The organism is Nocardia yamanashiensis NBRC 100130, from assembly GCF_001613325.1.
GTDB lineage: Bacteria > Actinomycetota > Actinomycetes > Mycobacteriales > Mycobacteriaceae > Nocardia > Nocardia yamanashiensis.
In genome coordinates, this window is the sequence record NZ_BDCD01000002.1 from 452,673 (window position 1) to 477,660 (window position 24,988).

Sequence of the window (24,988 nt, forward strand, 5' to 3'; positions counted from 1 at the left end):
GGGGCAGTGCCGCCCATGAAACCGTTCAATCCGCAACTCGCCGTGGTGACCGGAGGTGGCAGCGGTATCGGCCGCGGCACCGCCAAAGCCCTCGCTGCGCACGGGGCCACCCTGATCATCGCCGATATCAATCTCGATGCCGCGAACGACGCTGTTGCCGAAATCCGTTCCCTGGGCGGCAAAGCCGAGGCCTTCCGGCTCGATGTCGCCGACACTCCCGCCCTGGAGGCCTTCGCCGAGCAGGTGCGCGAACAGTTCGGGGTGCCGGATGTGGTGGTCAACAATGCGGGCATCCTCGTCGGTGGCCCGTTTCTCGACGTTCCGCTGGAGGACCTGGAACGCATTATCGACATCAATTTGATGGCGATGATCCATGGCTGCCGCGTCTTCGGGCAGCAGATGGTGGACCGTGGTCGCGGTGGTCATCTGGTGAACATCGCCTCCATGGCGGCATTCGGACCGGCTCCGTATACCGCGCCGTACAGCATCGGCAAATACGCGGTGAAGCACTTCAGTGAGTGCATTCGCGCCGAATTCGCTTCGCACGGTATCGGTGTCACCGCCATCTGTCCCGGCCTGATCTCCACCAACCTCGCCGAATCCACTCGCGCGGCCGCCTTCGGCGACGAGCAGATCGACCTCGGTAAGCAGATCGTCGCCAAGGGCATGTCCTTCCTGGGCATGCACCCGGACAAGGCGGGCCGCCAGATCGTGCACGCCATCCGCAAGAACATCGCGGTGGAGCCGATCCGCTTGGAAGCCCGCCTGTCCTGGCCCATCGCCCGCTATTTCCCGGGCCTGGTGCGGGCTGTCATGACGGTGGCCGCCGCCCCCGACCTCGACCGCTTGATCCGCCTCACCGAACAGCCCGCCCTGCTCGAGGCCGGTCGCAAAGTCGCCGAACGCATGCCCAAGCGCAGCAATCACGGCGTGAACGTCTGACCCGCCGCCGCTTTTCCCAGGAGCAACCATGTCCAAATTCACCGGCAAACTCGTCGTGGTCACCGGCGCGGGCAGCGGTATCGGCCGCGCCACCGCCCGCGAATTCGCTCGGGCGGGCGCGCGCGTCGTCGTCAGCGATATCAATGCCGACAGCGCCAAAGCCACCTGCACCCTCATCGAACGCGAGGGCGGTATCGCCTTCCCCTATGCGGTCGATGTCTCCGACAAAACCGCCATGGCCGATTTCGCGGCCGAAGTCCATGCCACCCACGGCATTTCGACGGTCCTGGTCAACAATGCCGGGTTCACCACGGCGGGCCCGTTCCTCGGTCACTCCGCGGCCGACTGGGACCGCATCATGGGCGTCAATTTCTGGGGCGTGGTGCACGGCAGCCGCCTGTTCGGCCGTCAGATGGTGGACGGCGGCCAGGGCGGGCGCATTCTCAATGTCACTTCCCCGGCCGCGGTCATCCCCATCACGCTGAGCACCCCCTACTGCACCAGCAAAGCGGCCGCCCAGATGCTCACCGAATGCCTGCGCCTGGAATTCGCGCGCACCAAAGTCGGTGTCACGGCGGTCCTTCCGGCCTTCATCAACACCGGCTTCTACCCGTCGGCGCAAATGGTCGGCATCGAAACCGAAATGAGCTCCCGCATGAAAGGCGTCTCGGTCCTGGCCGCCAAACTGGTGGCCCGCAGCCCGGAGCGCTTGGGCCGCAACATAGTTCAGATCGCGTCCCGAAACCCGGCGATCGCCCCCACCCCCTTCGAATCCCGGCTGGCCTGCACGGCGGCCCGGCTCTCCCCGGCCGGCGCCCGCCTGGCGGCGCGCTTCATGGACACCGAGAACATCGCCACCATGGTCGACCGCCTGGTCCCCACGCCGCTGCTGCGCCGGGTGGACGAACTGGTCGACCGCTTCGCCCCGCAATAGCGGCGGGCTCGCTCGCCTGTTTCTGGCAGTGTGCCGGACAGCACAAGGGCCGGTGGACCTTTCGGTCTACCGGCCCTCTGTGTGTCCGGGTCAGTTCTGCGGGGTGCAGGTGTAGCGGTTGTGCCCGTTGAGAGCGTCTACCAGCCACTCCGGCCGGAAAGCCAGGGCGATGGAGGGGCGGTCGGGGACGCGCAGGCACCAGTTCGGGCCGGCCGCTCCCTGGGGCGCGTACTCGCTGGCGAACGCGCGTGAGAAGGCGTCGTCGCTCTGCAGCAGGGTGTCGCAGGCGTCCTGGCGGGTGTCGGCGCGGCCGTAGCAGTTGAACCAGGCGGCGGAGTAGCGGACGGACATGGCGGGGGACTTCACATTGCGGGGCACGCCGAGCCAGTTGATGGAATCGCCGTGGCTGCCGCTCTGGATATTGATCCACTGCAGGGCGGCGGTCGAGCCGGAATTCAGCATATTGCGGTACTTGTCGGCGGTGCCGAACGGGCCGTCGGTGGGGTTGAACAGCGGCTGATAGAAGTTGGTGATGCCGTAGGTGGACAGCCCGGGGATGTCGAAGTCGGCGGTCTGCATCTGGACCGGAACGTCCGAGCCCATCTGCTGGAAGCCCGACATCAGGGAGGCGGAGGACACGCGGGGGAGCGGCCGCCCGTCCCAGCCGTGGCCCTTGCGCTGCCAGTCGAGGTAGCTGGAAACGCCCACCGCGCCGATGGATTGGCCGTACACATTGATGTGCTCGGTGTCCATCAGATCGATCCACGGGTTGCGCTGGTTCGCGCCGATGGGGGCGTACGCCGGATCCTGGCGGACCAGGCGGGGCACCATCAGCACATTGTTGAGCTCGTTGTGCAGGTCGACGATCGGCGTGATGTCGTCACCGGCCACCCAGCGGATGCCGTCCTGCGCGGCCCAGCAGGTGGAGGGGGAGAAGCAGTCCGGGACCGTGAACTGGGGCAGGAACATGTCCAGCGCGGTGCCAGGGCTGTCGGGCTGGCCGACCTGGGAGACCGTGACGCCGATGAACCCGTTGCGCACATAGGTTTCGGTGTACATGGCGATGTGGTTCATGGTCTCGCCCGCGCCCGGCATGCCGTACGCGACCGGGTACTTCTGACCGGACTCGGCCGCGCCCTCGGGCAGCCACACCATGGCCGACATGGGAATGCCGCGATTGCCGACGATCTGGATCTTGTGGACCTCACCGAGTTTGAAGTCCGCGCCCGCGGTATCGCCGGCCACGCAGGAGCCGGAGCGGGTTTCGTAGAAGACGCTGCCGTCGGAATTCAGGCACGGGTAGCGGAACTTGGCCGACATGAAAGCCGGATTGTCGTACACGTCGTCGAGCGCGACATCCGATACCGGCGAGGAGGCATTGTCGGCGAGCCCGAAGCGGCCGTCATTGTTCCAATCGGGCAGATAGTCCGGGTGCGGCGGGAAATTCACGCCGAGCCCTTCCAGATGCGCGAGCAGATCCCACGCCTTCTGCGCCGCGGCGGCGATCTTCTGCTGCGAATCGGGTCCGGTGTAGGTGGCCGGATCGGCCAGATCGGCGAACCCGCCCTGCCAGTTGCCGGTGATATCGGTGATGCCCGCCCGCACCAGGTACTCCAGCATGCCCGGGGTGCTCAGGTCGCGCAGCGTGCCCCCGAAAATCCCCGTGAACAGATCGCTGACCTGCTGCAACATATAGGAATTATCCGGATTCGGATCCGGCGGCGGGGCCGGTTCGGCCCCGGCCGGCGCCCCGCCGGCGACCGACAGCGATACCGCCGTGGCCATGGCTAAGGCGGCTTTGGTCAAACGACGGGGTTGACGCACCCGATCCTCCTGCGGTCGAACATCATTGATCGTCGGTGGCCGGGAATGGCGGGAACGGAAGTCCCGCCCGCGATTCCCGAGCCTCACGCCGAGATTAAGGCGCGAAAATCCCTAGTCCGAGGACATTTGTGGCCACCGCATTGACACCTCACGCCCACCGTGGCGGGCACTCGCCGGTTCAGTTGATGAACCGGAAGCAAGCCCGCGAGCCGCGGTCGCCCACGGTGGCCGAGGACAGGCAGATCGACTTGTAATCCTTGGCCGGCCGCTGGCTCAGGAAGCCGAAGATGTAGCCGTTGGAGCATTGGGTGGCCAGCGGATGTACTTCCTGCTCACCGGTTTTCGTCTCGAATACGATCGACCCCTCGGCGCAGTTCACGTCGATGAACGGGGCCATATCGGCGAGCCAGCCGAGCAGGAAGACATTCCAGTCCGGATTCAAGGCCCACACCGCGCCGTCGAAGGTCACCCCGGCCGGGAACTGATTGGTGTGCTTGAAATCGAAGCCGAGAATATTGGCATTGAAGTTGAACGGCGGAAGCAGCGGCGGCGCATTGGTTTTCGGCGCTTCCACGACCGCGGCGGACGGATTCGGATCGGCCGGTTCCGCGGTGGCGGCGGGCGCGACGGTCACGGCCAGGGCCGCGCCGAACAGCCCGGTGAGCAGCCGGGTGGAGGTCTTGTTCATCGTGGCGGCTCTCAATCGTTGGGGAAGCGGAAACAGGTCTCGGTGCGCTGTTCGGCCACGCTCACCACACCGCACATCTCGGCGTACTCACCGGCCGGGCGGCGTGCCACCACCAGGTACGGGAAGCCGCCGCCGCACGCGGTGCCGACCGGAATCGTCTCCGGCGCACCATTTTTCGGATAGAAGACCAGCTGTGCGGTGGCGCATTTGTCGTCGAACGGGGTGGCGTCGGCCAGCAAACCCAGCACGCCCGGCGCGATGGCCGGTTGCAGCGTACCGATATCGCCGTCGAACACCGCGCCATTGGGCACGGTCGTGAAATGGTTGATGCTGGTGCCGCCGAAACTGGTGCCCCACGACAGCGTCGGTTCCAGCGCGTCGGCCTCGGGCGCGCCCAGGGTGGCGGCGACGGCGATGATGCCGCCGCACGCGGTCAGCACGGACGGAATGGATTTCCGCATGGTTCAGCCTCTCTGCGCGGAACGGTTCATGAGCACGGCGACGTCCTCGGACAGGCTGCTCATGGTGATCAGGTCGACGCGGCCGTCATTGTCGAGATCGACGGCTTCGGCGGCCTGCGGTCCCAGACCGATGGTGTGCTGTTCGGTATAGGTGAAGCCGCGCCGCCCATCGCCCTTGAAAATCATTGCGGTGGAAGGGAAGTACTGACCGGCGGCGATATCGTTGATGCCGTCGCCGTCGAAATCGCCGATGGCCACCGCGCACGGCGCGATCGCCGGTCCGACCAGGTTCGGCCCGCTGAAATTCCCGCGCCCGTCGCCGTAGTGCACGGCCGCGCTGAAGCCCGCGATATTGGCGGTCACGAAATCCAGGTTGCCGTCATTGTCGACATCGGCGAGTTTCAGGTCCTCGCTCGGCAGCGTCGCCAGATTCCAACGGGGAGCGCCGAATCCGCCATTGCGATCGTTCAGCATGATCCACACGCCGGAGGTCGCCAGATCGTGGAACGCCAGATCCGGATACCCGTCATTGTCCACATCGCCGGTCAGCACGCTCGCCTTGGAGATGCCGACCCCGAACCATTGCGGCGCCCCGAAATGCCCCTGGCCGTCGCCGTGCATGATGCCCACCCCGCCGGGCACCGGCAGCACACTGTTGAACGCCAGATCGACCGAGCCGTCCCGATCGAAATCGGCCAGTGCGACGCCGAACGGAATACCGCCGGTGCGGTAGGTGACATTCGGATTGAAATCGGTGGAATAGGTGCGGTCGACGTGGAATACGCCGCGCCCGTCATTGATCAGCACGGCCAGGCTCAGGAAGTCGCCGACCACCAGATCCGGGCGCCCGTCACCGTTCAGATCGGCCGCCGCCACCGCGTTCGCACCGACTTCGGTGTTCACGAACTGGTTGCGCCGCAGCCGCCCGGTGCCGTCGCCGAACAGAATGCCGACGCCGTCGACCAGACCGGTGGCCGCCACATCCGGAAAACCGTCGCCGTTGAAATCGCCGGTCGCCATGGTCTGCGAACCCACGCCGGGGCCGAGACCGCCCACGTTGTATTGCACGGATTCGTGGAAAATGGGGTTGGGTCCGCTGGAACCCGACGCTGATCCGGAGGACAGCGGCTCGGCCCCGGCGGTGGCCGCGCCACCCAATGCCAGGGTCAGCGCGGTGCCCGCGGCGCACAGACGGCGCAGCCCGGTCTTGTTCGTGTACAAATCGCTTCCTCTGTTTCGGCCGATGACGAATCGACCGTATGAGGCGAATGTGACGGCGGTCATGGCGCAGATCGCCAAAGGGTTGATTTTCGACGCCATTGGCCGAGCGGGACAATTGCCGGAGTTCGTCTGCGCCATAGTGTCCGTGCCATGAGGTCTCATGTCTTGGTCTGTGCCGCGATGGTCGCGGGTGCGACCCTCGCCGGCGGGCAGGCGGCCGGCGCTCCGGCGTCCGGCTCGGGTGGCGGCGCCGGTACCCAGTTCTCCGGGCCGTACTACTTCGATACCGGTACCGCGCCGTGGGTGACGCGCGGCGCGGACGTCAATCAGGACGGCAAGCCCGATATCGTGACCGCGAACGCCGGATCCACCACCGTCAACGGCAGTACCGCGCTCGGCTTGAAGGGTGTTTCGGTGCTGTTGAACACCACCGAAACCGGTTCGCCCACACCGTCGTTCACCGATCCGAAGCAGTTCGTGGCGGGCGTCGGCACGCTGTCGGTGGAAACGGCGGATCTGGACGGCGACGGCGCGCCGGAGATCATCACCTCCAATTTCTTCGACACCGGAGCGAACGGGGTGTCGATTCTGCGGAATCTGACGCCCGCCGGTTCGGCCACCGCCGACTTCGCGGCTCCGGTCAATTTCGCCACCGGGGCGTTCCCGTCGCTGGTGCACACCGCCGATATCAATGGCGATGGCAAACTCGACCTGGTGACCGGTGACGGCGGAATTCCGTTCGGGCTCGGCATCTCGGTGCTGATCAACACCACCGCGCCGGGCGGGCCGATCGGTTTCACCGCGCCGACGCAATTCCTGGGCGGCAGCGTGGCGGAGGGCCTGGCGGTCGGCGATATCAACAATGACGGCCTGATCGACGCGATCGTCGCCAATACCACCACCAGCAATGTGGCGGTGCTGATCAACACCACCGCGCCCGGATCGCTGACCCCGACCTTCAACATCACCGAGGAATGGGTGGTCACCAGCACCGATGCTCAGCTCGCCGATCTCGACGGGGACGGGCGGCTGGACATGATCGTCTCGCGGACCGCGGGCGGATTCACGGTGCGGCTCAACCGGACCGCGCCCGGTGCGCCGGTCGCGGAGTTCGGTGAGGACATCGTGGGTGATCTGATCGGTGAGGTGACGCGGGCGCACGGGACCATGGGCGTGGTGACCGAGGGCATCGCCATCGCCGATTACGACGGGGACGGGACCCTGGATATCGCGGTCAACAATGACTTCCCGGTTCCGGGTTACGGGGTGAGCGTGTTCACCAATCACACCGGGCCGGGCGCCGCCGTCGCGAATCTCACCGGGCCCGATGGTTACAACGGGTCGAGCTGGATCATCGGCACCAACTCCATCACCACCGCCGATTTCAACGGTGACGGGAAACCGGACCTGGCCACGGGCAATGTGCCGAGCGTCGCCGTCGACGACACCGTGCTGGTGCACGGCGGTATCTCGGTGCTGATGAACACCCGGCGCTGAATTCACCCGGAACGAGAAACGGCCTGCGCTCGGCTGCGCAGGCCGTTTTCGTGTGTGGTCAGGCGTAGCTGTAATCGTCGATCGGGAAGCGGCCCTTCTTCAGTACCGCGGCGTTCGCGCCGAACCGCACCAGCGACGGATCCCCGTTCGGGTCCAGGTAATAGGTGTTCGACGTCAAGCAGGTGGGGTTGATCAGGATGCTCTCGCCGGTCAGCTCCGTCATGCGCTCCAGATACCGGTCGTTGGCTTGCTCGGTGACCTCGAAAACCTGTGCGCCGCGCTTGGCCAGCTGCTCGAACAGGCGCTTCAGATGGCCCATCTGTTCTTCGATGGTGTAGAAGTACGACAGGATATTGAAGGAATACGGATTGGCCAGCCCGATGAAATTCGGGAAATGCGGCACCGTGACGCCCTCGTAGGCTTGAAAACGGTTCTCCCGCCACCATTTTCCGAGATTGCGGCCGTCCCGACCGATGATCTCGAACGCCGGGAAGTTGGTCTCCCACAGGCTGAACCCGGTGGCCAGCACCAACGTATCGATGACGATCTTGTTGCCGTCGGTGGTGACGATGCCGTCGGGTTCGATGCGCGCGATCGAGGTGGTCTCCAGACGCACGTTCGGGCGGTCGAACATGGCGTAGTACTGATTGGAGAAAGTGGGGCGCTTGCAGCCGAATTCGTAATGCGGCGTGAGCTTTTCGCGGATCGCCGGATCCGAGACCTGCATGCGCAGGTGAGCGCGGCCGATGGCGGCGGCGGTCTTGTTCAGGAACTTGAACCGGCGATAGTGCAGCTGCGCGGCGATCAGCGCTTGCAGCAGACCGGTGTTCGCGGTGCGCATGAGGCGCTGGGTGGCGGGCGCTTTCGCGAACACCGCGCGCAGGGCCGGCGGGATCGGGGCATCGATCTTGGGCACCACCCAGATCGGGGTGCGCTGGTAGACGGTCAATTCGGCGGCCGTGCGCGCCAGTTCCGGGGCCAGCTGCACCGAGGTCGCGCCGGTACCGATCACCGCGATGCGGCGGCCCGCCGGGTTGTAGGAGCCGTCCCAGTTCGCGGTGTGAATCACCTTGCCCGCGAAGGAGTCCAGGCCCTCGATCTCCGGATCGCGCGGCTGCGACAGGTACCCGGTCGCGGTGACCAGATAGCGCGCGGTGAGTTGCTCGCCCGCCGCGGTGGTGATCACCCAATGCCGCTGTTCGGCGTCCCAGCGCGCGCCCTCGACCGACACCCCGAACCGCATGAGGCGGCGCAGATCGTATTTGCCGGCCACATGATCGGCGTAGCTCTTCAGTTCCGAACCGGGCGCGAAAATGCGCGACCAGTTCGGATTCGGTTCGAACGAAAAGGAATACGTCACCGACGCGATATCCACCGCGATGCCCGGATACCGGTTCACATGCCAGGTGCCGCCCAGATCCTGCTCCCGGTCCAGGATCACGATGTCGTCGATGCCCTGCCGCCGCAACTGGATCGCGGCTCCCATCCCGCCGAACCCCGCGCCGACGATCACCACCTCGTGCTGCGGCCTACCCATATGGATTCCCTCCATCGTCATTGATGCAAAACGGCACTCGCCCCGCATCTTCGAAGGTAGGATTTTCGGCCTGCTCGCGGCATGGCAGATCGCGCCATCGGATATGCCGAATCCGCCGCGCCGTTCAGGACGGCGCCGGGCCGAAGCGGATGGGCGGTGCGGCTGTGGCATTCGGGGCGGGATCGACGAAACTCATGGCGCGCTCGGCCAGGGCGGCGATGGTCAGGCTCGGGTTGACGCCGACATTGGCGGGCAGGGCCGCACCGTCGGCGACCAGGAGGTTGCGGTAGCCGAAGACCCGGTGGCGGGCATCGATCACGCCGGTCTCGGGATCGGCGCCGATGGGTGCGCCGCCGAGAATGTGCACGGTGCTCGGTATCGAGAAGATCGCTTCGGGCACAGCGGCTTTCACCACGCCGCCGGTGCGTTCGGCGATCCAGTTCGCGGCCCGGTAGCCGGCCTCGACATAGGTGGGGATCGGGTTGGCGGGGTCCTGTTCGGTGGTCAGGACCGGGCGGCCGCCGGGCAGCCGGAAGCGCACGCGCAGCGCCATCGCGTTCTCGTGGGCCTGCATGGTGGTCAGCACGATCGACTGCGCGGCCGAACCGCGGATGCGGTTGGCGCGGGCGAAACGCACCGGGTCGCGCAGGGTGTCGAGCAGGAAGTGCAGCGGGCGGGTGGCGCGGCCGCCTCGGGTGACGGCGGGCGTTGTCATGAGGGACATGACATCGCTGTTGCGGCCGTAGGTGGCGGGCTGGATGTGTGTGTCGGCGTCCGGGGCATAGTCCGACATGACGGCGACGCCGTGCGTGAAATCGCGGGTCTCGTCCGGAGTGCGGACCACCAGCACCGTCTCGCTGTTGGTGCGCACCAGCTCGCCCACTCGATCCGAGAGCCGGGGGAGTGCGCCGTTTCCCTTGCAGCGCAACAGGAGCCGCACCGTGCCGAGCGCGCCCGCCGCCAGGACGACGCCGCGCGCGGTGACGGTCTGCGTTTCGCGCCGGAACCAGCGGCCGGTGCGGACCGTCGTCACCGCGTAACCGGCGCCGCCGGTGGGGTCGTCGCCGAGCGGGCGGATATCGGTGACCGTGCGCTCGGGCCGCACCACCGCACCGCGCTGTTCGGCGAACCACAGGTAGTTCTTGTCGAGGGTGTTCTTGGCGTCGTAGCGGCAGCCGATCAGGCAGGAACCGCAGCGGGTGCAGCCGGTGCGGTCCGGGCCGTCGCCGGCGAAATAGGGGTCCGGGACCGTTTTGCCGGGCTCGCCCAGGAACACCGCGACATTGCTGCGAGTGTGCTTGTCCGCCAAGCCGTGCGCGTGCGCGTACGCGCGCAGCAGGTCACCGGCCGGGGTGTCGGCGTCGTACGGAGTCACGCCCAGCATCTGCTCGGCGGTGCGGTAATGCGGGTCGAGTTCGCGCTCCCAGTCGGCCAGGTGCGCCCACTGCGGGTGCCGCAGGAAACCGGGCTGGGCGCGATAGAGGGCATTGCCGTAGACCAGGGAACCGCCGCCGACGCCCGCGCCGGTCGCGATCAGCACATCCTTGAACAGGGTGGTCCGGACGATGCCGCGCAGGCCCAGGCGGGGCGCGAAATAGTAGCGGCGCAGCTCGGCGGCGCTCGCGGCGTAATCCTGCGCGGCGAAACGGTAACCGGCTTCCAGCACGGCCACCCGATGGCCCTTCTCGGCCAGGCGCAGCGCGCTCACACTGCCGCCGAACCCGGAACCCACCACGATCCAGTCGTAATCCAAATGCGTCAAAACCCCATTCCCTCTCTACGGTCCCCAGCGTCGCAGTGCGATCGAGTTCCCGGATTGGCCGATGGCGTCAGGATGTTGATCCGGTCGGCCAGACTCGGCGGCGGCACTGGCGGCGGCTCCCGGCGCGCCGTTTCACTGGCGGCCGTGAACGCTCATCGCCCGCCGGATTTCGTCGGCACCTGGAAACTGCTGTCGCTGCGTCAGGAACGTGCCGACGGGTCGGTCGCGGAGCCGTTGGGCAGTCAGCCGATCGGGTTCATCACCTACACCGAATCCGGGTTCGTGCACTGCATGATCGGGCCGGAAGAGCGGCCGAAACTGGGGGCGCAGCCGGACGAGTTCGCGGCGCGTGACGGGCTGGCGCGGGTGCTGTTCACGCTGCCGAAGCTGCCCGGGTTGCTGCGGCTCGGGGTGTCGGCGTTGCGGACGGTGGTGTACGCGGGGACCTGGGAAGTGGTGGGCGACACCGTGATCCATCACGCGGAGCTGGCCGGGCTGCCGGACTGGGACGGGACCGATATCGAGCGGCAGTACGAGATCGACGACAAGAACCTGCGGTTGATCGCGAGCTTTCCCGGCAATCGCGTTGTGGTGGACTGGCGGCGCGCCTAGATGACCGGCCTACGCACCTGGGGTCCGCGTACGAGTCTCGCGCGGCCCGGCGTCACCGTCCTGCGGCCCGCCACCCAGGAGGAGTTGATCGATGCCGTCCGCTCCGGGCGGTATCGCCGGTTGCGGGCTGCGGGGTCCGGGCACAGCTTCAACGACATCGCTGTGCCCGCCGAGGACGCCGCACTGGTGCTGCTCGATCGCCTCGATCGTGTGCTCGCGGTGCGGAATTACGATGTCGAACGCCCACATCCGGCCATGCCCGCGGCCGTCGGCACCGTCACCGTCGAAGCCGGTATCACCATCGACGCGCTGCTGCACGCGCTCGAGGCCCGGGGCCGCACGCTGGTGAACGTCGGCGCGATTCGCGCCCAGACAATTGCGGGTGCCATCAGCACCGGCACGCACGGCGCCAGCATCCACGTCGGCTCCCTCAGCTCGCTCGTGGTGTCGCTGAAGCTGCTGAACGCCGACGGCACCGTCACCACCGTCACCCGCGACGACCCGGACCAGGCTGACCTGTTCCGTTGTGCCTGTGTCGGTTTGGGCGCCCTGGGCATCCTGCTGGAGGTGGAGCTGGAAGTGGTCCGCGCCTTCACCCTGGTTCCCGTCCGCCGCATCCTCTCGGTCGAGCAGTTCCTCACCGAAGGCGAAACCATCGCCCGCACCCACCCCTACGCCCGCTTCTACTACTTCCCCTACACCGACATCGTCGAATGCGTCACCGACATCCCCACCGACGATCCGCCTGCGCCCCAAGACTTCTCGTACCGCGCGAGCCGCTGGATCCACGGAACGTTGATCGACCGCCACCTGGGCGAAGCCCTCTTCACCACCACCGCCCACCTACTACCCAGACGCACCACCCCCGCCGCCCTGGGCTTCGTAGCCCGCGGCCGCAAGCCGGGAACCGGCCCCGCCGACGCGTCGTGGCGCTGCCTGAGCCTCCCAGACCTACCCCCACGCCACCTCGAAATGGAATGGTCCGTCCCCGTCCGAGCCTGGCAATCCGCGATCACCGCCCTCCACACCGCCATCGGCCCCCGCCCCGCCTCCTTCCTGGCCGGCTTCGTAATCTCCCTCCGTTTCGTAGGCAGCGACGGAAACCTCCCCCTCAGCAACAACTTCCGCCGCGAAAGCCTCACCATCGACGTAATGCAACACCACGCCCTCGACCCCCACCCCTACTTCACCGCCGCCACCGAGGCCATCCACTCCGCCGCCACCCCAGTCCGCCCCCACTGGGGCAAAGTCTTCGCCCTCACCCACACCGACCTGGCCCCGCTATACCCGGACTTCCAAGTCTTCGAACGCATCCGAGCCACCCAAGACCCCGAAGGCGTCTTCCTCAACCCCTGGCTCACCCACATCCTCGGCCTGAACTGACCTCCTGCCCCGCCGCCGGAACATCCTGCGGCACAGCGATCTGTACCGCGGCGGCCCCCACAATCATGATCACCGCCCCCACCATCTGCACCACCCCCAGCCCCTGCCCGAGCAGCAACCACGTCAGCCCCGCCGCCACCAACGGCTCCACCACCGACAACACCCCCGCCACCGCCACCGGCAACTCCCGCATCGCATACAGCCCAGCCAAATAGGGCACCACCGTCCCACCCACAGCCAGCACCGACAACACCACCCACACCGCCACCTGCCGATCCCCGAAAGTCGCAGGCGCACTGAGCAACCGGCCACTCACCCCCCAAGGCGCGGCAACCGCGACCGACACCACCGCCCCGACCGACAATCCCGCAGCGGTCAACCCCAGCGCATCGAACCTCCGCGCCCCATGCTCCCCCAGCAGAAAGTACCCCGCTGAACACACCGCCGCCCCCACCCCGGCCGCCATGCCGCCCAAATCCAACCCGCCGCCCCGCCAAACCTCCGCCACCATCCCCAACCCCACCACCCCCGCCCCAACCCCCGCCCACACCACCCCCGCCACCCGAACCCCACGCACCACCCGCACCCACAACGCCACCAGCACCGGCGCCAACCCCACCAACACCATCGCCACCCCCACCGGAACCCGCTCCACCGCAACAAAAAACAATCCCTGCACCCCCGCCACCCCCAACACCCCATACCCACCCACCACCCACAAATCCCCCCACCGAAACCGCAAAGCCCCCGGCCGCACCACCGCAACCACACCCATCAACAACACCGCCGCCACCCCGATCCGCACCGCCGCCACCGCCCCCGCAGACCACCCCGCGTCCATCACCCCCTTGGCCAACGGCCCCGAACTCGCGAATAACACCCAGGAACCCAAACTCCACCCGGTAGCCCGCATTCGAATCATCGGTTTCAGAACTGAAGGGGTCAGTGGGGTTCGGGGAGGATGCCGGCTTCTCTGGCTCGGCGGACTGCGTCTCGGCGTTTGGACACTTGGAGTTTGGTGAGGATGGCGGAGACGTGGTGGTCGACTGTTTTTATCGAGAGGTAGAGGTGGGCGGCTAGTTCGGCGTTGGTCAGGCCTTGTTCGAGGAGGCGGAGGACTTCTAGTTGGCGGGTGGTCAGGCCTAGGGGGTTGGAGCGGGTGGTGGGGCGGCGGGGGGAGGGGATGTCTCGGGCGCCGGTGGCTCGGAGGGTGCGGCGGAGTTTGGCGGCTACGGCGGTGGCGCCTAGGCGGTCCAGGGTGTCGAGGGCTTTGCGGAGGGAGGGGGTTTCGGCGGAGTCGGCTAGGGCCAGGGCGGCGTCGTAGGGGGTGGAGAGGGCATCGAAGGCGGTGGCGGCGGCTTGGTGGTGGCCGGTGGCCAGGAGGTGGTAGGGGGTGGCGACGGTGGTGGTGTCGGGGTGGTCGCCGATTCGGGTGAGCCAGCTGGCCAATTCGCCGCGCGCCCATTCCAGGCCGAGGGCGGGGACAGAGTCGTAGAGGGCGCGGCAGTGGTCGAGGCGGGGGTCGGGGGTGCCGGTGAGCCAGCACTTTTCGACTATGGCGGCGGCTACGGGGAGGGTTCGGATGGGTTCGTCGTAGCGGCGGGCCAGGGTCCAGGCTTCGTCTATCGCGCCGTGGTCGTCGCCGTCCCGGCGCAGGGCGATGAGGGCGCGGATGAGGAGGGGCCAGCCGCGGGCCAAAGGGGCGCTGGGGCCGTCGAGGACGGTATCGGCGTCGGTGAGGGCGCCCTGCCAGTCGCCGGTGAGGAGTTTCAAGCGGCTGCGGGAGCCGAGTTGGACTACGCGGCAGACGGGGAGGTCGTTGTCGACCATGAGGGGGAGGCAGGTGTCGAGGAGTTCGCCGGCGGCGGTGAGGCGGCGTTGTTCCACGTCGAAGAAGGTGAGATGGGTGTAGCCGCTGGAATAGATTTCGTCGATGTGGCGGGGACCGGCGGCGAGCAGAGTCAGCAGGTCGGTGCGGGCGGTGGGTTTACCGGCCAGCACCGCGCACCAGCCGGAAATGATATCGATGCGGACGTGGAGCAGGGGATCGCCTGCGGCGTCGGCTATTTCGCGGGCGCGGGCGAGCAGATCTGCGGCGTCGTCGAGCCGGGTGGATTGGGCGGCCAGGAACGCCTGCATGGCGATGGCATGCCCGGCCTGTGCGGGAGTGGCTGGCGCGCTGTCGCTTTCGAGGACCGCGATCGCGGCGGCGACGTGGTCGTCGGCGGTGGCGCGATTGGAGTTGTACCACTCGTAGACAGCGAGGGAGTGGTGGTCGGCACTGACCGCCGGTGCGGTGTTCATGGCTTCGCGCAGCCGAATGGCATTGCGGCAGGACGTGATCGCGTCGTCCAGGCGATCGGTGAGGTAGTACTCGGCGGCCAGCAGTTCGAGGAGGTCGGCTTCGGTGGCCGCAGGGAGATTGTGCTGTTCGAGCGCGAGGCGGAAGAACTCGGTGGCCTGGGTGTGCGCCCCGGAGCGGGCGGAGACCCGGCCGGCTTCGGCGGCGGCGCTGGTGATCAGCTCGCGGTCACCGGCGCCGAGCGCGTGGTGGGTGATGACGGCGGGGTCCGGATTGCCGGAGGCGTAGTGGGCGGCGATGAAGCGCCGATGCAGGCTCGGTTCCGCGCCGGGCGGGATGACGCTGGTGACGGCGAGCCGGCACAGGTCGTGCCGGAACGCCACGCCGCGGTCATTGCGTTTGATGAGTTTGGCCTCGTCGAGGGTGCGCAGCGCGGGCAGCGTGACGCCGAGATCGGTGAGCAGATGGTCGGCGATGGCGCCCGGCGCGCAGGTGAGCAGGTGCAGCAGATCCCAAGCGGCGGTGGATAATCCGGCGGTGCGAGCCAGGATGGCGTCGCGCACGGTGGTGGGCAGGTCGCCGCCTCGATGGTCGAGCATCTCGGTCACGAAGAACGCGTTGCCGCCCGACACCCGGTGCAGCCACGCGGGATCGACGGCCCGGTCCCCGGCCAGTGCGGTCACCGCGGCCAAGCTCAATGGCGGCACGGTGAGCGTGTGCGCCTGCGCGGAGCGCGCGATATCACCGAGCAGCCCGCGCAGCGGATGGCTCACCCCCACTTCGTCATCGCGAGCGATCCCGACCAGCAGCAGCGACGTCTGCCGAATCCGCCGCAGCAGAAACCGGAACAGATCGATGGTGCCCTGATCGGCCCACTGCAGATCATCCACGACCAGCACCGTCGGCGTCCCCCGCAGCGCTTCGAACACCGCCGCGAAAATGTCGTACGACTGATCCCCGCCGCTCAGCAATTCCCGCGTGCCGGCGTCGAAATGCCCGGCCAGATCGTGCAGCGGACCCAGCGGCCGCGGCGTGGACAGCGGATCGCACGCACCCCACAGCACCCGCTCGCCGCCACCCCATTGCTCCAGGAACGTCTCCACGAAAGCGGTCTTCCCCGCCCCGGATTCCCCGCACACCAGGACCGCCCCGCCCCGCCCCGCGCGCGCCTGGTCCGCCCGGGTGATGAGCTCTCCGAGCTCGTTCTCGCGCTCGGTGAGCATCACATCCGGGATTTTACCGGCGCACCGGGCGCCCCAACAGCGCCTTTGCCGGGATCGGTGCGGGCCCGCGATCGGCAAGATAGGGAACCACCCCCCATGAGATCCGTTCCCCGATGCCCGACCGTAGAAGTCACCGGTCACCCCGGCCGGCCCACCGACAGGAGAACGAATCATGAAGCGCTTCCTCATCGAGCGGGAGATCCCCGGCGCGTCCGACCTCACCCCCGCCGATCTCGCCGCCATCGCCGAGAAGTCCAATGCCGCAATGACTTCCCTGGGCGTCCCCTACCGCTGGATCACCAGCTACGTGGCCGGCGACAAGATCTACTGCCTGCACGAGGCCGACGACCCGGAAGCCATCCGCGAGCACGCCCGCCGCGGCGGCTTCCCCGCCGACCTGGTCACCGTGGTCGCCGACGAATTCGGCCCGCATTCTGCCCCCGCGCACTGACCCCCGCGATCCGGAGAGACGGGATAGGTCGATCGACCGATGTGGCGCCGGGGGTGTGGGATCGAGCATGGGTTAGCGGCTCGGAAGCCGCTGTCACCCAATGGAAGCAGATCTCATGTCTCGAAAATCTCGCCGGAGCGCCCGGCGTCGTGCGGCGGGCGCCCTGGCGGCGTCCGGCGTTATCGTCCTCAGCGGGTCGGTGGGCGGGCTGGTGCTGCCCACGGCCGCCGCGTCCAGCCATCGGGAAGCGCCGCTGATCGCCGCGGATCCGGCGGTGGACAACACCGATGTGTACGCGTTCGTGAGCCCGGACAAGCCGGATACAGTGACCATCGTCGCGAACTGGTTCGGTCTACAGGAGCCCAATGGCGGGCCCAACTTCTATCCGTGGGCCACGGAGGCCAACTACGACATCAATATCGACAATGACGGGAACGGGAAACCCGATGTGAGCTATCGGGTCACGTTCAGCAATGACGACCGGCGCGGCGGCTCCACGTTCCTGTACAACAACGGTCCCGTCACCAGCCTGAACGACGAGAATCTGCTGTTCCGGCAGAATTACAAGCTGTCGGTCAGCCACGGTGTCGACGACTGGCGGCCGGTGGTGGAAGGCACCGCCGCGCCTTCCTACACCGGTCCCGCGTCGATCCCGGATTACGCTCCGCTGCGCAGCCAGGCGACCCAGAGCCTGCCGGGCGGCGGATCGGTGTACGTGGGGGCCGCGGAGGATCCGTTCTTCCTGGACCTGCGGGTGTTCGACCTGCTGTACGGCGGCAATCTGTCCGAGGTCGGGACGGACACTCTCGCCGGGTACAACGTGAATACCGTTGTGCTGCAGGTGCCTATGAAGGATCTGGCACTGAAGGGCAACGCCACCCGCAACCCGGTCATCGGGGTGTGGAGCGATACCGAACGGCGCACATTGCAGCTGAGCCCGGGCGAGGCCAAACCGGTCGGCGAGGCGGTGCAGGTCTCGCGCCTGGGCAATCCGCTGGTGAACGAGGTCATCGTCCCATCCGCGCTGAAGGACGCGTTCAACAGCCTGTCGCCGAGCAAGGACGCCACCATTCCGGAAGTCGTTGCGCGCGTGACGGATCCGGAATTGGCCAAGCTGATCGAGTCGATCTACAAGGTGCCCGCGCCGAAGGGTCCGCGCAACGACCTGGTCGAGATCTTCCTGACCGGTATCGCCAAGCAGGCCCCGACCTTGGACGGCAGCGCGCCGCCCATCCAGGCGGATCTGAACTCGCAGGTCCTCAACGCCGATGCCGATGCCAAGTCCTTCCAGCCGTCGGAGATGCTGCGGCTCAACATGTCCGTGCCGGTGGCGAAGCAGCCCGAACGGCTCGGCGTGCTCGCCGGTGACCTGCAGGGCTTCCCCAACGGGCGGCGGCTGACCGACGACGTGGTCGATATCGCGGTCCAGGCGGTGGAGGGCGCGGCGCAGTCCGGCAAGCTGGTCGAGGCCTTGGCCGCGGGGGACAAGGTGAACGCCAATGACGTGAAGTTCTCCGACACCTTCCCGTATGTGGCGCTGCCGTCGAAGGGTCTGGCGGGCGCGTCGTCGGTGGCGGGCGGAATCACCCCGGCCGCAGCGCAATCCGCGAGTTCTGCGGATGGCGGTTCGCTGATTCCGGTGGCAGCGGGCGGCACCGCGGTCGCGGCCGTGCTCGCCACCGGCGGCTGGCTGTTACTGCGCCGGCGTCGTCAGTGAGTTCGTCATGACCATCGCACTCCGCAAATCGCTTGTGGCGCTGTGCGTTCTGGCCGGTCTGGTCGCCGCGGTCGTCGGTACGACGTTCGCGGTGACCAGCCGGTCCCCGCACCCCGTGGCCGTCGCCTCGGTGCCGAGCGAGCAACTGGCGGCGCAGATCGACCGATTGCGCCGCGACCTGGACCGCGTCCCCGCCAACCCGGCCGGTTGGGCGAAGCTCGGCTCGTCGTATGTCGAACTGGCGCGGATCACCGGCGACCCCGCCAATTACGGTGCGGCACAACGCGCCCTGGACCGCTCCCTCGAACTGCGTCCGGACGGCAACGCCGATGCCCTGATCGGTCTCGGCGTACTCGCCAACGCGCTGCACAATTTCGGCGCGGCCCGCGACTACGGTCAGCAGGCCCTCGCACTGCGCCCGGACAGCACCGATGTCTACGGCGTTTTGGTCGACGCCTACACCCAGCTCGGCGACACCGACGCCGCGACCGCCGCGGTGCAGCGCATGCTGGATCTGCGTCCCGGCGTGGCGTCCTTCACCCGCGCCGCCTACGACCTCGAACTCCACGGCCGCGTCGACGACGCCCGTACGGCCCTGGAAATGGCGCTCGCGGCGGCCTACAGCGGCGATCAGATCGCCTACTGCCGATACCACCTCGGTGAGCTCGCCTTCAATAGCGGACGTCTCGACGAGGCCGAAACACAGTACCGCGCAGGACTATTGGCTGATCCGAGTAGTGCCGCACTGCATCAGGGTCAGGCCAAGGTCTTCGCCGCTCGCGGTCAGCTCGACCGCGCCATCGACGAATATGCACAGCTCACCTCCGCCAGCCCGCTACCGGAATACCTGATCGAATACGGCGAACTCCTCGAGGCCGCCGGTCGCCCCGACGCCGCCGCGCTCCGATTCGCCGATGTTTCAACGAGATTCGCGGCCATGGCCGCCGAAGGAGCCATCGACAATATCGATTCCGCCCTGCTCGCCGCCGACCACGGCGACCCCGCCGAAGCCGTCCGCCTGGCCCAGCTGGAATACGCCCGCCGCCAGAACCTCATCTCCACCGATGCCCTGGCCTGGGCCCTGCACCGCGCGGGCCGCGACACCGAGGCGCTGACCTACGCCGACCGCACCACCGCCCTCGGCTACCACAGCGCCACCTTCACCTACCACCGCGGCATGATCCTGGCCGCACTCGGCCGCACCGAGGAAGCGGCCGCCGTCCTGTCCGAAGCCCTCCGCATCAACCCCTACTTCTCACCCTTGCACGCCGACAGCGCCCGAAAGACCCTCGCGGCGCTCACCGGTCCGAGCTGATCGAGGCTCGACGCGAGAGCCGCGTGCTCGCCGAGCGCGGCTCTCGCGCCGGCATGCGCTGGCCGGTTCGGTCAGCCACGTGGCCGCCATCGTCAAGGCCCACCCCGCGCCGTCCCGATACCGTCGCAGGACGCCACCGCAGCCTTGGGAGGGCCGAATGTTCATGGGCCGAAGGAGCGGCGCGGTGGCGCTCGGCGCGGTTGCCGCGGTCGTGCAGGTGGCGATCGCGGCAACGGCCCCCGCGCAGGGATGGCCGCCGGTGTTCGGGGCCGAGCGCAGTACCGCGGTCACGGTGTGCGGGAATTCGCCGACGGCCGAAGCGATCGCGACCGGCGACTTCACCGGCGACGGACGGGCGGACGTCGCCATGACGGATCTGTGCGGTTTCGGGGTCCGGGTGCTGGCCGGGCGCGGGGACGGGTCCTTCGAACCGGGACGGTACCTCGCGACGGGCGTGCTGCCGGACGGGATCACGGCCGGGGATCTGGATTCCGACGGCCGGACGGACCTGATCGTCGCGAACGCCATCGGTGACGTGGTGGTGCTGTACGGGGACGGCAGCGGCGGATTCGACCACCAGGCAAGGTATTTCGCGTTCGGTATCGCCCCGGGCGCGATCCGGATCGCGGATTTCGACCGCGACGGCCGCCCGGACTTCGCGGTGGCCGCGACACCCGCCACCGTGTTCCGGAACAACGGCGACCGGACCTTCACCGCGACGTCGCTGCTGACCGGTTTCGCCAGCGTCGGCCTCGAGACCGCGGATTTCGACGGCGACGGCAATCCCGACATCGTGGTGGCAGGCGGCTTCCCGGTGGTCCTGAACGTGTTGTACGGCAACGGGAACGGCACCTTCGGCCGTGGTCGCACACTGCTCGCGCCGGAGCTGGTGCAGGAGGCCATCCGAGTCGCCGATCTCGACGGCGACGGCCGCGCGGATATCGTCGGGGTGACCAGCCTGGGCGGCATCAACGTATGGATGGGCGGCGAAGACGGCCCACGGCAGTCGAACTGGATGATCGGCACGCCCGGCAACGCGGGACTGGCGCTGGCCGATTTCGACGGTGACGGCCGCGCGGACCTGGTGACGGCCGACTCGATCACCATGTGCGTCACCCTGTGGCGCGGTGACGGGGCCGGGGGTTTCGTACGCGCCGAATGGCATTCCGCGCCCGCCACCGTCGAATCGGTGGAACCGGTCGATCTCGACGGCGACGGCAAACTCGACCTGGTCGCCGCGCCCATGATCGGCCCGTGGCTGTCGTACTACCTGCACAACTGACGACGGGGACACGATCATGACTGCATTGGGCTGGCCGGAGCCGGGCATCGTGCGCGCCCGGCCACGCTGGGGCTGGTTGCGCTATCCGCTGCCGGGTTCCACGCAGATCTGCTGGATGGGGTCGCTGCATCCACGCCTGCTCGCGGTGCTGTTCCTGCTCGAGGGTCCGGCGGAGTTCGGGCAGGCGCTGGTTGCCTCGCTGCGGCATCGCGATATCGAACTCGTGGTGTTGCGGGCGAGCTGGAATGCCGGGCACGTCTACCACTATTCGGTGCACGCGCTGTGGGCGCGGATCCGGGAGCGCGCGGGCTTTCTCGACGCGGTGCACGCCGGGCCGGCCGATTCGCGCTGGAACGAGCGCCAGGCGGCGCTGCTGCGCGCGGTCGACGAACTGCACACCGACCTGGTCATCGCCGCGCCGACCATCGCCCGCCTGCGGCTGCTCGGGCTCGGCGATCGGGAGCTCGTCGAAATCTGTTTCATCACAGCGCATTACCAGCTGCTCGGCATGCTGGAGGAGAGTGCGGGCATGCCGCCGGAACCGCTGCTGGGGCGGCCGCGGTCCGGCCGCGGCGCTCAGCCGCGCCGGCGGCGCACCGGAACACGCGACCGGGCACCCGGACTGAATGGCGCCCGGCCGTGGACGCCCGGGAACGCCGCCCTGGCCGCCCATCCGCCCCTACGTGCCCTCCTCGACTGGTACGGGCGCACCATGGCCAGGCTGAGCAGCCTGGATGCCGCCGCTGTCATCGCGGCGTTGAACTTCCCGGCGGATCCGGATACGCCCGGGTTCCTCAGGACTGCCGTGACCGAGCTGGACCGCGAGTTCTTCCTGTCCGACGAAGCCTGGCGGGAACTGCTGCGGTACTTCGATATTCGGCAGATCCTCGAAATGTGCGTGCTCGTCGGGCACTATCGCACGCACGAGATGATCGCGAACACCATGGCCCGGGCCCGCTCGCTGTGAGCACGTCGAATTCGCTTGGCATCGATCGTCAATCAGGTGGCGATTCGCGTACTGGCCGGGCGTCGCGGCGGCTTCTTAGGCTCGCCAGGCCCGGGCGCGCCGCCCGCGGATCTCGAGGGAAGGACACAGCCGTGCAGTGGAAGACAGATGTCGCCGCGCCGAGCGATGCCGCACCGCATTGGCGGGCGGCGGCGACCGAGCGTATGCCCGAGCTCGGCAGGTTCGGGCAGACGGACACCTTCCCCTGGCTGATCGGGCGCCTGGGCGGGCGGATCGGCGGCGGCGGCCGGATCAAGGTTCTGGAGGCGATGGGCCGCAGCGGGGGTCTGGCGCTGGCCTACGCGCCATTGGGCATCCGGCTCGTGTTCCGCAGCAAGCTGACTCGCGTGGACTGTGAGCTGGCCACTTTGCGCACCGCCTGGAACACGGCGGCCCGCTACGAATGGCACCACCACGTGTACGCGGCCCGGTTCAGCGGATTGTCCACCGCCACCGTGGAACGCGTCGGTGCCGGCCCCGACGCCCCGGAATGGACCGGGCGGCAACGCCTGCTGCTGCGTGCGGTGGACGAACTGCACGCCGACCGCATGATCTCCGATGCCACCTTCGAAGGGCTGGCCGAGCACCTGTCGCCCGCGCAGATCGCCGACCTGTGCATGCTGGTCGGGCATTACGAGATGCTCGCCATGCTGCTCAAGACGCACGGTATCGAACCCGAACCCGGTATGTGGCAGCGCGGTCCGCTGAAATGGGTGCGTGATCAGGGCACCGGCGACGGTATCGCGCCCGGCTGGCTGCCCGCCTTCAATCGCTATGTGGTCAACCCGTTCACGCGGCTGTACGCCGGAAAGATCCCGCCGTACAGCCTGATTCACCACGAGGGCCGCAAATCCGGTAAGCCGTACGTCAATCCGGTGGTCGCCAACTATGCCGACGGCCTGCTGATCGTCCCGCTCCCGTACGGCAGCAAGGCCGACTGGCTGCGCAATATCCGGGCGGCGGGCGGCGGCTCGGCCACCTACCGGCGCACCACGCGCAAGTTCGTCAACCCGCGCATCGTCGACGCCGCCGGTGCGACGGAACTGCCCGCCGCGGTCCGGCGCTACACCCGACTGGTGCAGGTACTGGTCGCGGACCTGGTGGACTGAATCCGGCCGGCGGGCCGGAGGCGATCGCTCGTCCGGCCCGCCGCGCTGTCATTGCGCCGCAACGGTATTCGGTACGTGCGCCATCGCGGCCTCGGCCATCGCGCAGATGGTCAGGCTCGGATTCACCCCGACATTCGCCGGCACCGCCGACCCGTCGCAAACCAGCAGGTTGGTGTACCCGAACACCCGATGCCGATGGTCGATCACGCCGTGCTCCCGGTCCTTGCCGATGACCGCGCCGCCGAGGAAGTGCGCGGTCATCGGTGCGGAACCCAGCGTCTCGCCCACCGAAGCGAGGGGTCGTCCGTTCATGCGCCGCGCCGCCAGCGCCGCCACCCGCCGGGCGAGCTGCACGGCCGTCTCTCCGCTCGGGGCCGCGCCGGCCGCCTCGGTCTGCAATCGCCCGGGCCCGAAGCCGCGCCGCAGCCGCAGCGCCACATCGGTGCCGCGCATGACCGTGAAGATCACCGTGCGCCGCGACCAGTGCCGTCGCCGCGCCAATTCCCAGAGATAGCCCGGATATCCGGCCAGGAACTGCGCCCAGCGCCCGAGCGCTGACTCCGCGGTGGTGGCCGGGCCGTACACCAGCGACAGCAGCGCGCCGCCGTCCCCGTAGGTGTTGTTGGTGAAATGCGTGTGCTCGTCCAGGAAGATGCTGGAGGTGATGGCCGCGTCGCTGCGATAGTCGGCGTCGGCGGCCACGGTGGAGGCGGCCGGAATCGATTCGTCATTGGTGCGCACCACCTCGCCGAGCCGATCGGAGAGCGCGGGCAGGGAACCGCTCCGCTTGCACGCGGCCAGCAGCTCATTGGTGCCGAGCGCGCCCGCCGCGACCACCACCCCGCGCGCCGTGAATTCCCTTCGGCCCCGCCGGAATACGCCGGGCCTACGCACCGTCAAGCGATAGCCGTCCGCGCCGGTCCCGTCGCCCAGCGGCGCGATATCGACGACCTTGGAATCGGGCACCACGACGGCCCCGGCCCGCTCCGCCAGCCACAGATAGTTCTTGGGCAGACTGTTCTTCGCCCCGTACCGGCAGCCCAGCATGCACTGCCCGCAGCGTACGCAGCCGGTGCGCGCCGGTCCCACGCCGTCGAAATACGGGTCGGGAACGGTCTTTCCGGCTTCCCCGAAGTACACCGCGATAGGAGTGCGCCGATACCCGTGCGGCACACCGAGTTCCACCGACAGTTCCCGCATGAGATCGTCCACCGGCCGCGCGCCCTGATACGGCTCCACCCCGAACATCCGCTTCGCGGTCGCGAAGTGCGGCGCCAATTCCGCACGCCAGTCGGCTAATTCACCCCATTGCGGATGCCGGTAGAAGTCGTCGCCGTCGGGTTGATACATGGTGTTGGCGTACACCAGGCTGCCGCCGCCGACGCCCACCCCGGCCAGCACCATGGCGTGCCGGTAGGGCGCGATCCGCAGAATGCCTCGCAAACCGAGCGCGGGCAGCCACACGTAGCGGCGCAATTGGGTGGCGCGTTCGGCGAAGTCACCGTCCTCGAACCGGCGCCCCTGTTCGAGCACGCCGACCCGATATCCTTTCTCGGACAGGCGCAGCGCCGCCACGCTGGCTCCGAAGCCGCTGCCGACCACGATCCAGTCGAAGTCGAAATTCTCGTGCCCGCACTGGGAACCATCCACGTCGTGACCTCCACGCTACCGATATCCCGGGGGACGGTAGCGGGGGCGCGAAGCGATCGGCCAGAGCACAGG

Annotated in this window: 20 protein-coding genes; 11 read left to right on the top strand and 9 right to left on the bottom strand. The window is 68.1% G+C overall.

Features of this window, described 5'->3' with window-relative positions; all coding sequences use genetic code 11:
- The first annotated feature begins 15 nt into the window (after nt 1-15).
- Both NY1_RS02165 and NY1_RS02170 read left to right on the top strand, forming a co-directional pair.
- Nucleotides 16-942 carry an SDR family NAD(P)-dependent oxidoreductase gene (locus NY1_RS02165; protein WP_067707269.1) on the top strand — a complete coding sequence of 309 codons (927 nt, stop codon included), beginning with the start codon at nt 16-18 and terminating at the stop codon, nt 940-942.
- A 28-nt stretch (nt 943-970) separates the two neighbouring features.
- Nucleotides 971-1,876: an SDR family NAD(P)-dependent oxidoreductase gene (locus tag NY1_RS02170; RefSeq protein ID WP_067707271.1), complete on the top strand. Its 906-nt coding sequence runs from the start codon at nt 971-973 to the stop codon at nt 1,874-1,876.
- A gap of 90 nt (nt 1,877-1,966) precedes the next feature.
- Here NY1_RS02170 and NY1_RS02175 read toward each other — a convergent pair whose 3' ends face one another.
- From NY1_RS02175 to NY1_RS02190, 4 genes are all read right to left on the bottom strand, one after another.
- Nucleotides 1,967-3,700, bottom strand: coding sequence for a hypothetical protein (locus NY1_RS02175; protein ID WP_157575191.1), 1,734 nt, complete (start codon nt 3,698-3,700; stop codon nt 1,967-1,969).
- A gap of 178 nt (nt 3,701-3,878) precedes the next feature.
- Complete coding sequence (locus tag NY1_RS02180) at nt 3,879-4,388, bottom strand: hypothetical protein (protein ID WP_067707277.1); 510 nt, start codon at nt 4,386-4,388, stop codon at nt 3,879-3,881.
- 11 nt (nt 4,389-4,399) lie between these two features.
- Nucleotides 4,400-4,849, bottom strand: coding sequence for a hypothetical protein (locus tag NY1_RS02185; protein ID WP_067707285.1), 450 nt, complete (start codon nt 4,847-4,849; stop codon nt 4,400-4,402).
- 3 nt (nt 4,850-4,852) lie between these two features.
- Nucleotides 4,853-6,070: an FG-GAP repeat domain-containing protein gene (locus tag NY1_RS02190; protein ID WP_169815295.1), complete on the bottom strand. Its 1,218-nt coding sequence runs from the start codon at nt 6,068-6,070 to the stop codon at nt 4,853-4,855.
- Between the two features lie 150 nt (nt 6,071-6,220).
- Between NY1_RS02190 and NY1_RS02195 the strand changes: the two genes are divergently transcribed.
- Nucleotides 6,221-7,567 (top strand): FG-GAP repeat domain-containing protein, encoded by a 1,347-nt coding sequence (locus NY1_RS02195; protein WP_084534547.1) that lies wholly within the window; start codon nt 6,221-6,223, stop codon nt 7,565-7,567.
- Nucleotides 7,568-7,625: 58 nt separating this feature from the next.
- Here NY1_RS02195 and NY1_RS02200 read toward each other — a convergent pair whose 3' ends face one another.
- Together NY1_RS02200 and NY1_RS02205 are read right to left on the bottom strand one after the other, a co-directional pair.
- Nucleotides 7,626-9,104, bottom strand: a complete 1,479-nt coding sequence (locus NY1_RS02200; protein WP_067707872.1) for a flavin-containing monooxygenase — start codon at nt 9,102-9,104, stop codon at nt 7,626-7,628.
- A 124-nt stretch (nt 9,105-9,228) separates the two neighbouring features.
- The gene (locus NY1_RS02205) at nt 9,229-10,866 is read right to left on the bottom strand and encodes an FAD-dependent oxidoreductase (protein ID WP_067707294.1); all 1,638 of its coding nucleotides are present in this window, start codon (nt 10,864-10,866) and stop codon (nt 9,229-9,231) included.
- Nucleotides 10,867-11,010: 144 nt separating this feature from the next.
- Here NY1_RS02205 and NY1_RS02210 point away from each other — a divergent pair, with 144 nt between their 5' ends.
- A complete protein-coding gene (locus NY1_RS02210) occupies nt 11,011-11,478 on the top strand; it encodes a lipocalin-like domain-containing protein (protein WP_169815296.1) in 468 nt (155 codons plus the stop codon).
- Entirely contained in the window at nt 11,479-12,861 is a 1,383-nt protein-coding gene (locus NY1_RS02215; protein WP_067707299.1) for a D-arabinono-1,4-lactone oxidase, read from the top strand. It abuts the gene before it with no gap.
- Here the strand turns inward: NY1_RS02215 and NY1_RS02220 are convergent.
- Nucleotides 12,836-13,783: an EamA family transporter gene (locus tag NY1_RS02220; protein ID WP_067707302.1), complete on the bottom strand. Its 948-nt coding sequence runs from the start codon at nt 13,781-13,783 to the stop codon at nt 12,836-12,838. The genes NY1_RS02215 and NY1_RS02220 overlap by 26 nt on opposite strands.
- 20 nt (nt 13,784-13,803) lie before the next feature.
- The gene (locus NY1_RS45050; protein WP_267888390.1) at nt 13,804-16,386 is read right to left on the bottom strand and encodes an ATP-binding protein; all 2,583 of its coding nucleotides are present in this window, start codon (nt 16,384-16,386) and stop codon (nt 13,804-13,806) included.
- Nucleotides 16,387-16,558: 172 nt separating this feature from the next.
- Here NY1_RS45050 and NY1_RS02230 point away from each other — a divergent pair, with 172 nt between their 5' ends.
- From NY1_RS02230 to NY1_RS02255, 6 genes are all read left to right on the top strand, one after another.
- A complete protein-coding gene (locus NY1_RS02230) occupies nt 16,559-16,837 on the top strand; it encodes a DUF4242 domain-containing protein (protein ID WP_067707308.1) in 279 nt (92 codons plus the stop codon).
- A gap of 115 nt (nt 16,838-16,952) precedes the next feature.
- Nucleotides 16,953-18,554, top strand: a complete 1,602-nt coding sequence (locus tag NY1_RS02235) for a DUF4331 domain-containing protein (RefSeq protein WP_067707875.1) — start codon at nt 16,953-16,955, stop codon at nt 18,552-18,554.
- 7 nt (nt 18,555-18,561) lie between these two features.
- Nucleotides 18,562-19,869 (top strand): tetratricopeptide repeat protein, encoded by a 1,308-nt coding sequence (locus tag NY1_RS02240; protein ID WP_067707310.1) that lies wholly within the window; start codon nt 18,562-18,564, stop codon nt 19,867-19,869.
- 163 nt (nt 19,870-20,032) lie between these two features.
- Complete coding sequence (locus tag NY1_RS02245; protein WP_169815297.1) at nt 20,033-21,151, top strand: FG-GAP repeat domain-containing protein; 1,119 nt, start codon at nt 20,033-20,035, stop codon at nt 21,149-21,151.
- A 16-nt stretch (nt 21,152-21,167) separates the two neighbouring features.
- Entirely contained in the window at nt 21,168-22,118 is a 951-nt protein-coding gene (locus NY1_RS02250; protein WP_157575193.1) for a carboxymuconolactone decarboxylase family protein, read from the top strand.
- A 131-nt stretch (nt 22,119-22,249) separates the two neighbouring features.
- Nucleotides 22,250-23,266 carry a nitroreductase family deazaflavin-dependent oxidoreductase gene (locus NY1_RS02255; protein WP_067707318.1) on the top strand — a complete coding sequence of 339 codons (1,017 nt, stop codon included), beginning with the start codon at nt 22,250-22,252 and terminating at the stop codon, nt 23,264-23,266.
- 48 nt (nt 23,267-23,314) lie between these two features.
- On the opposite strand, the gene NY1_RS02260 is transcribed toward NY1_RS02255, so the two are convergent.
- Complete coding sequence (locus NY1_RS02260; RefSeq protein ID WP_067707321.1) at nt 23,315-24,916, bottom strand: GMC oxidoreductase; 1,602 nt, start codon at nt 24,914-24,916, stop codon at nt 23,315-23,317.
- Nucleotides 24,917-24,988 lie beyond the last annotated feature (72 nt).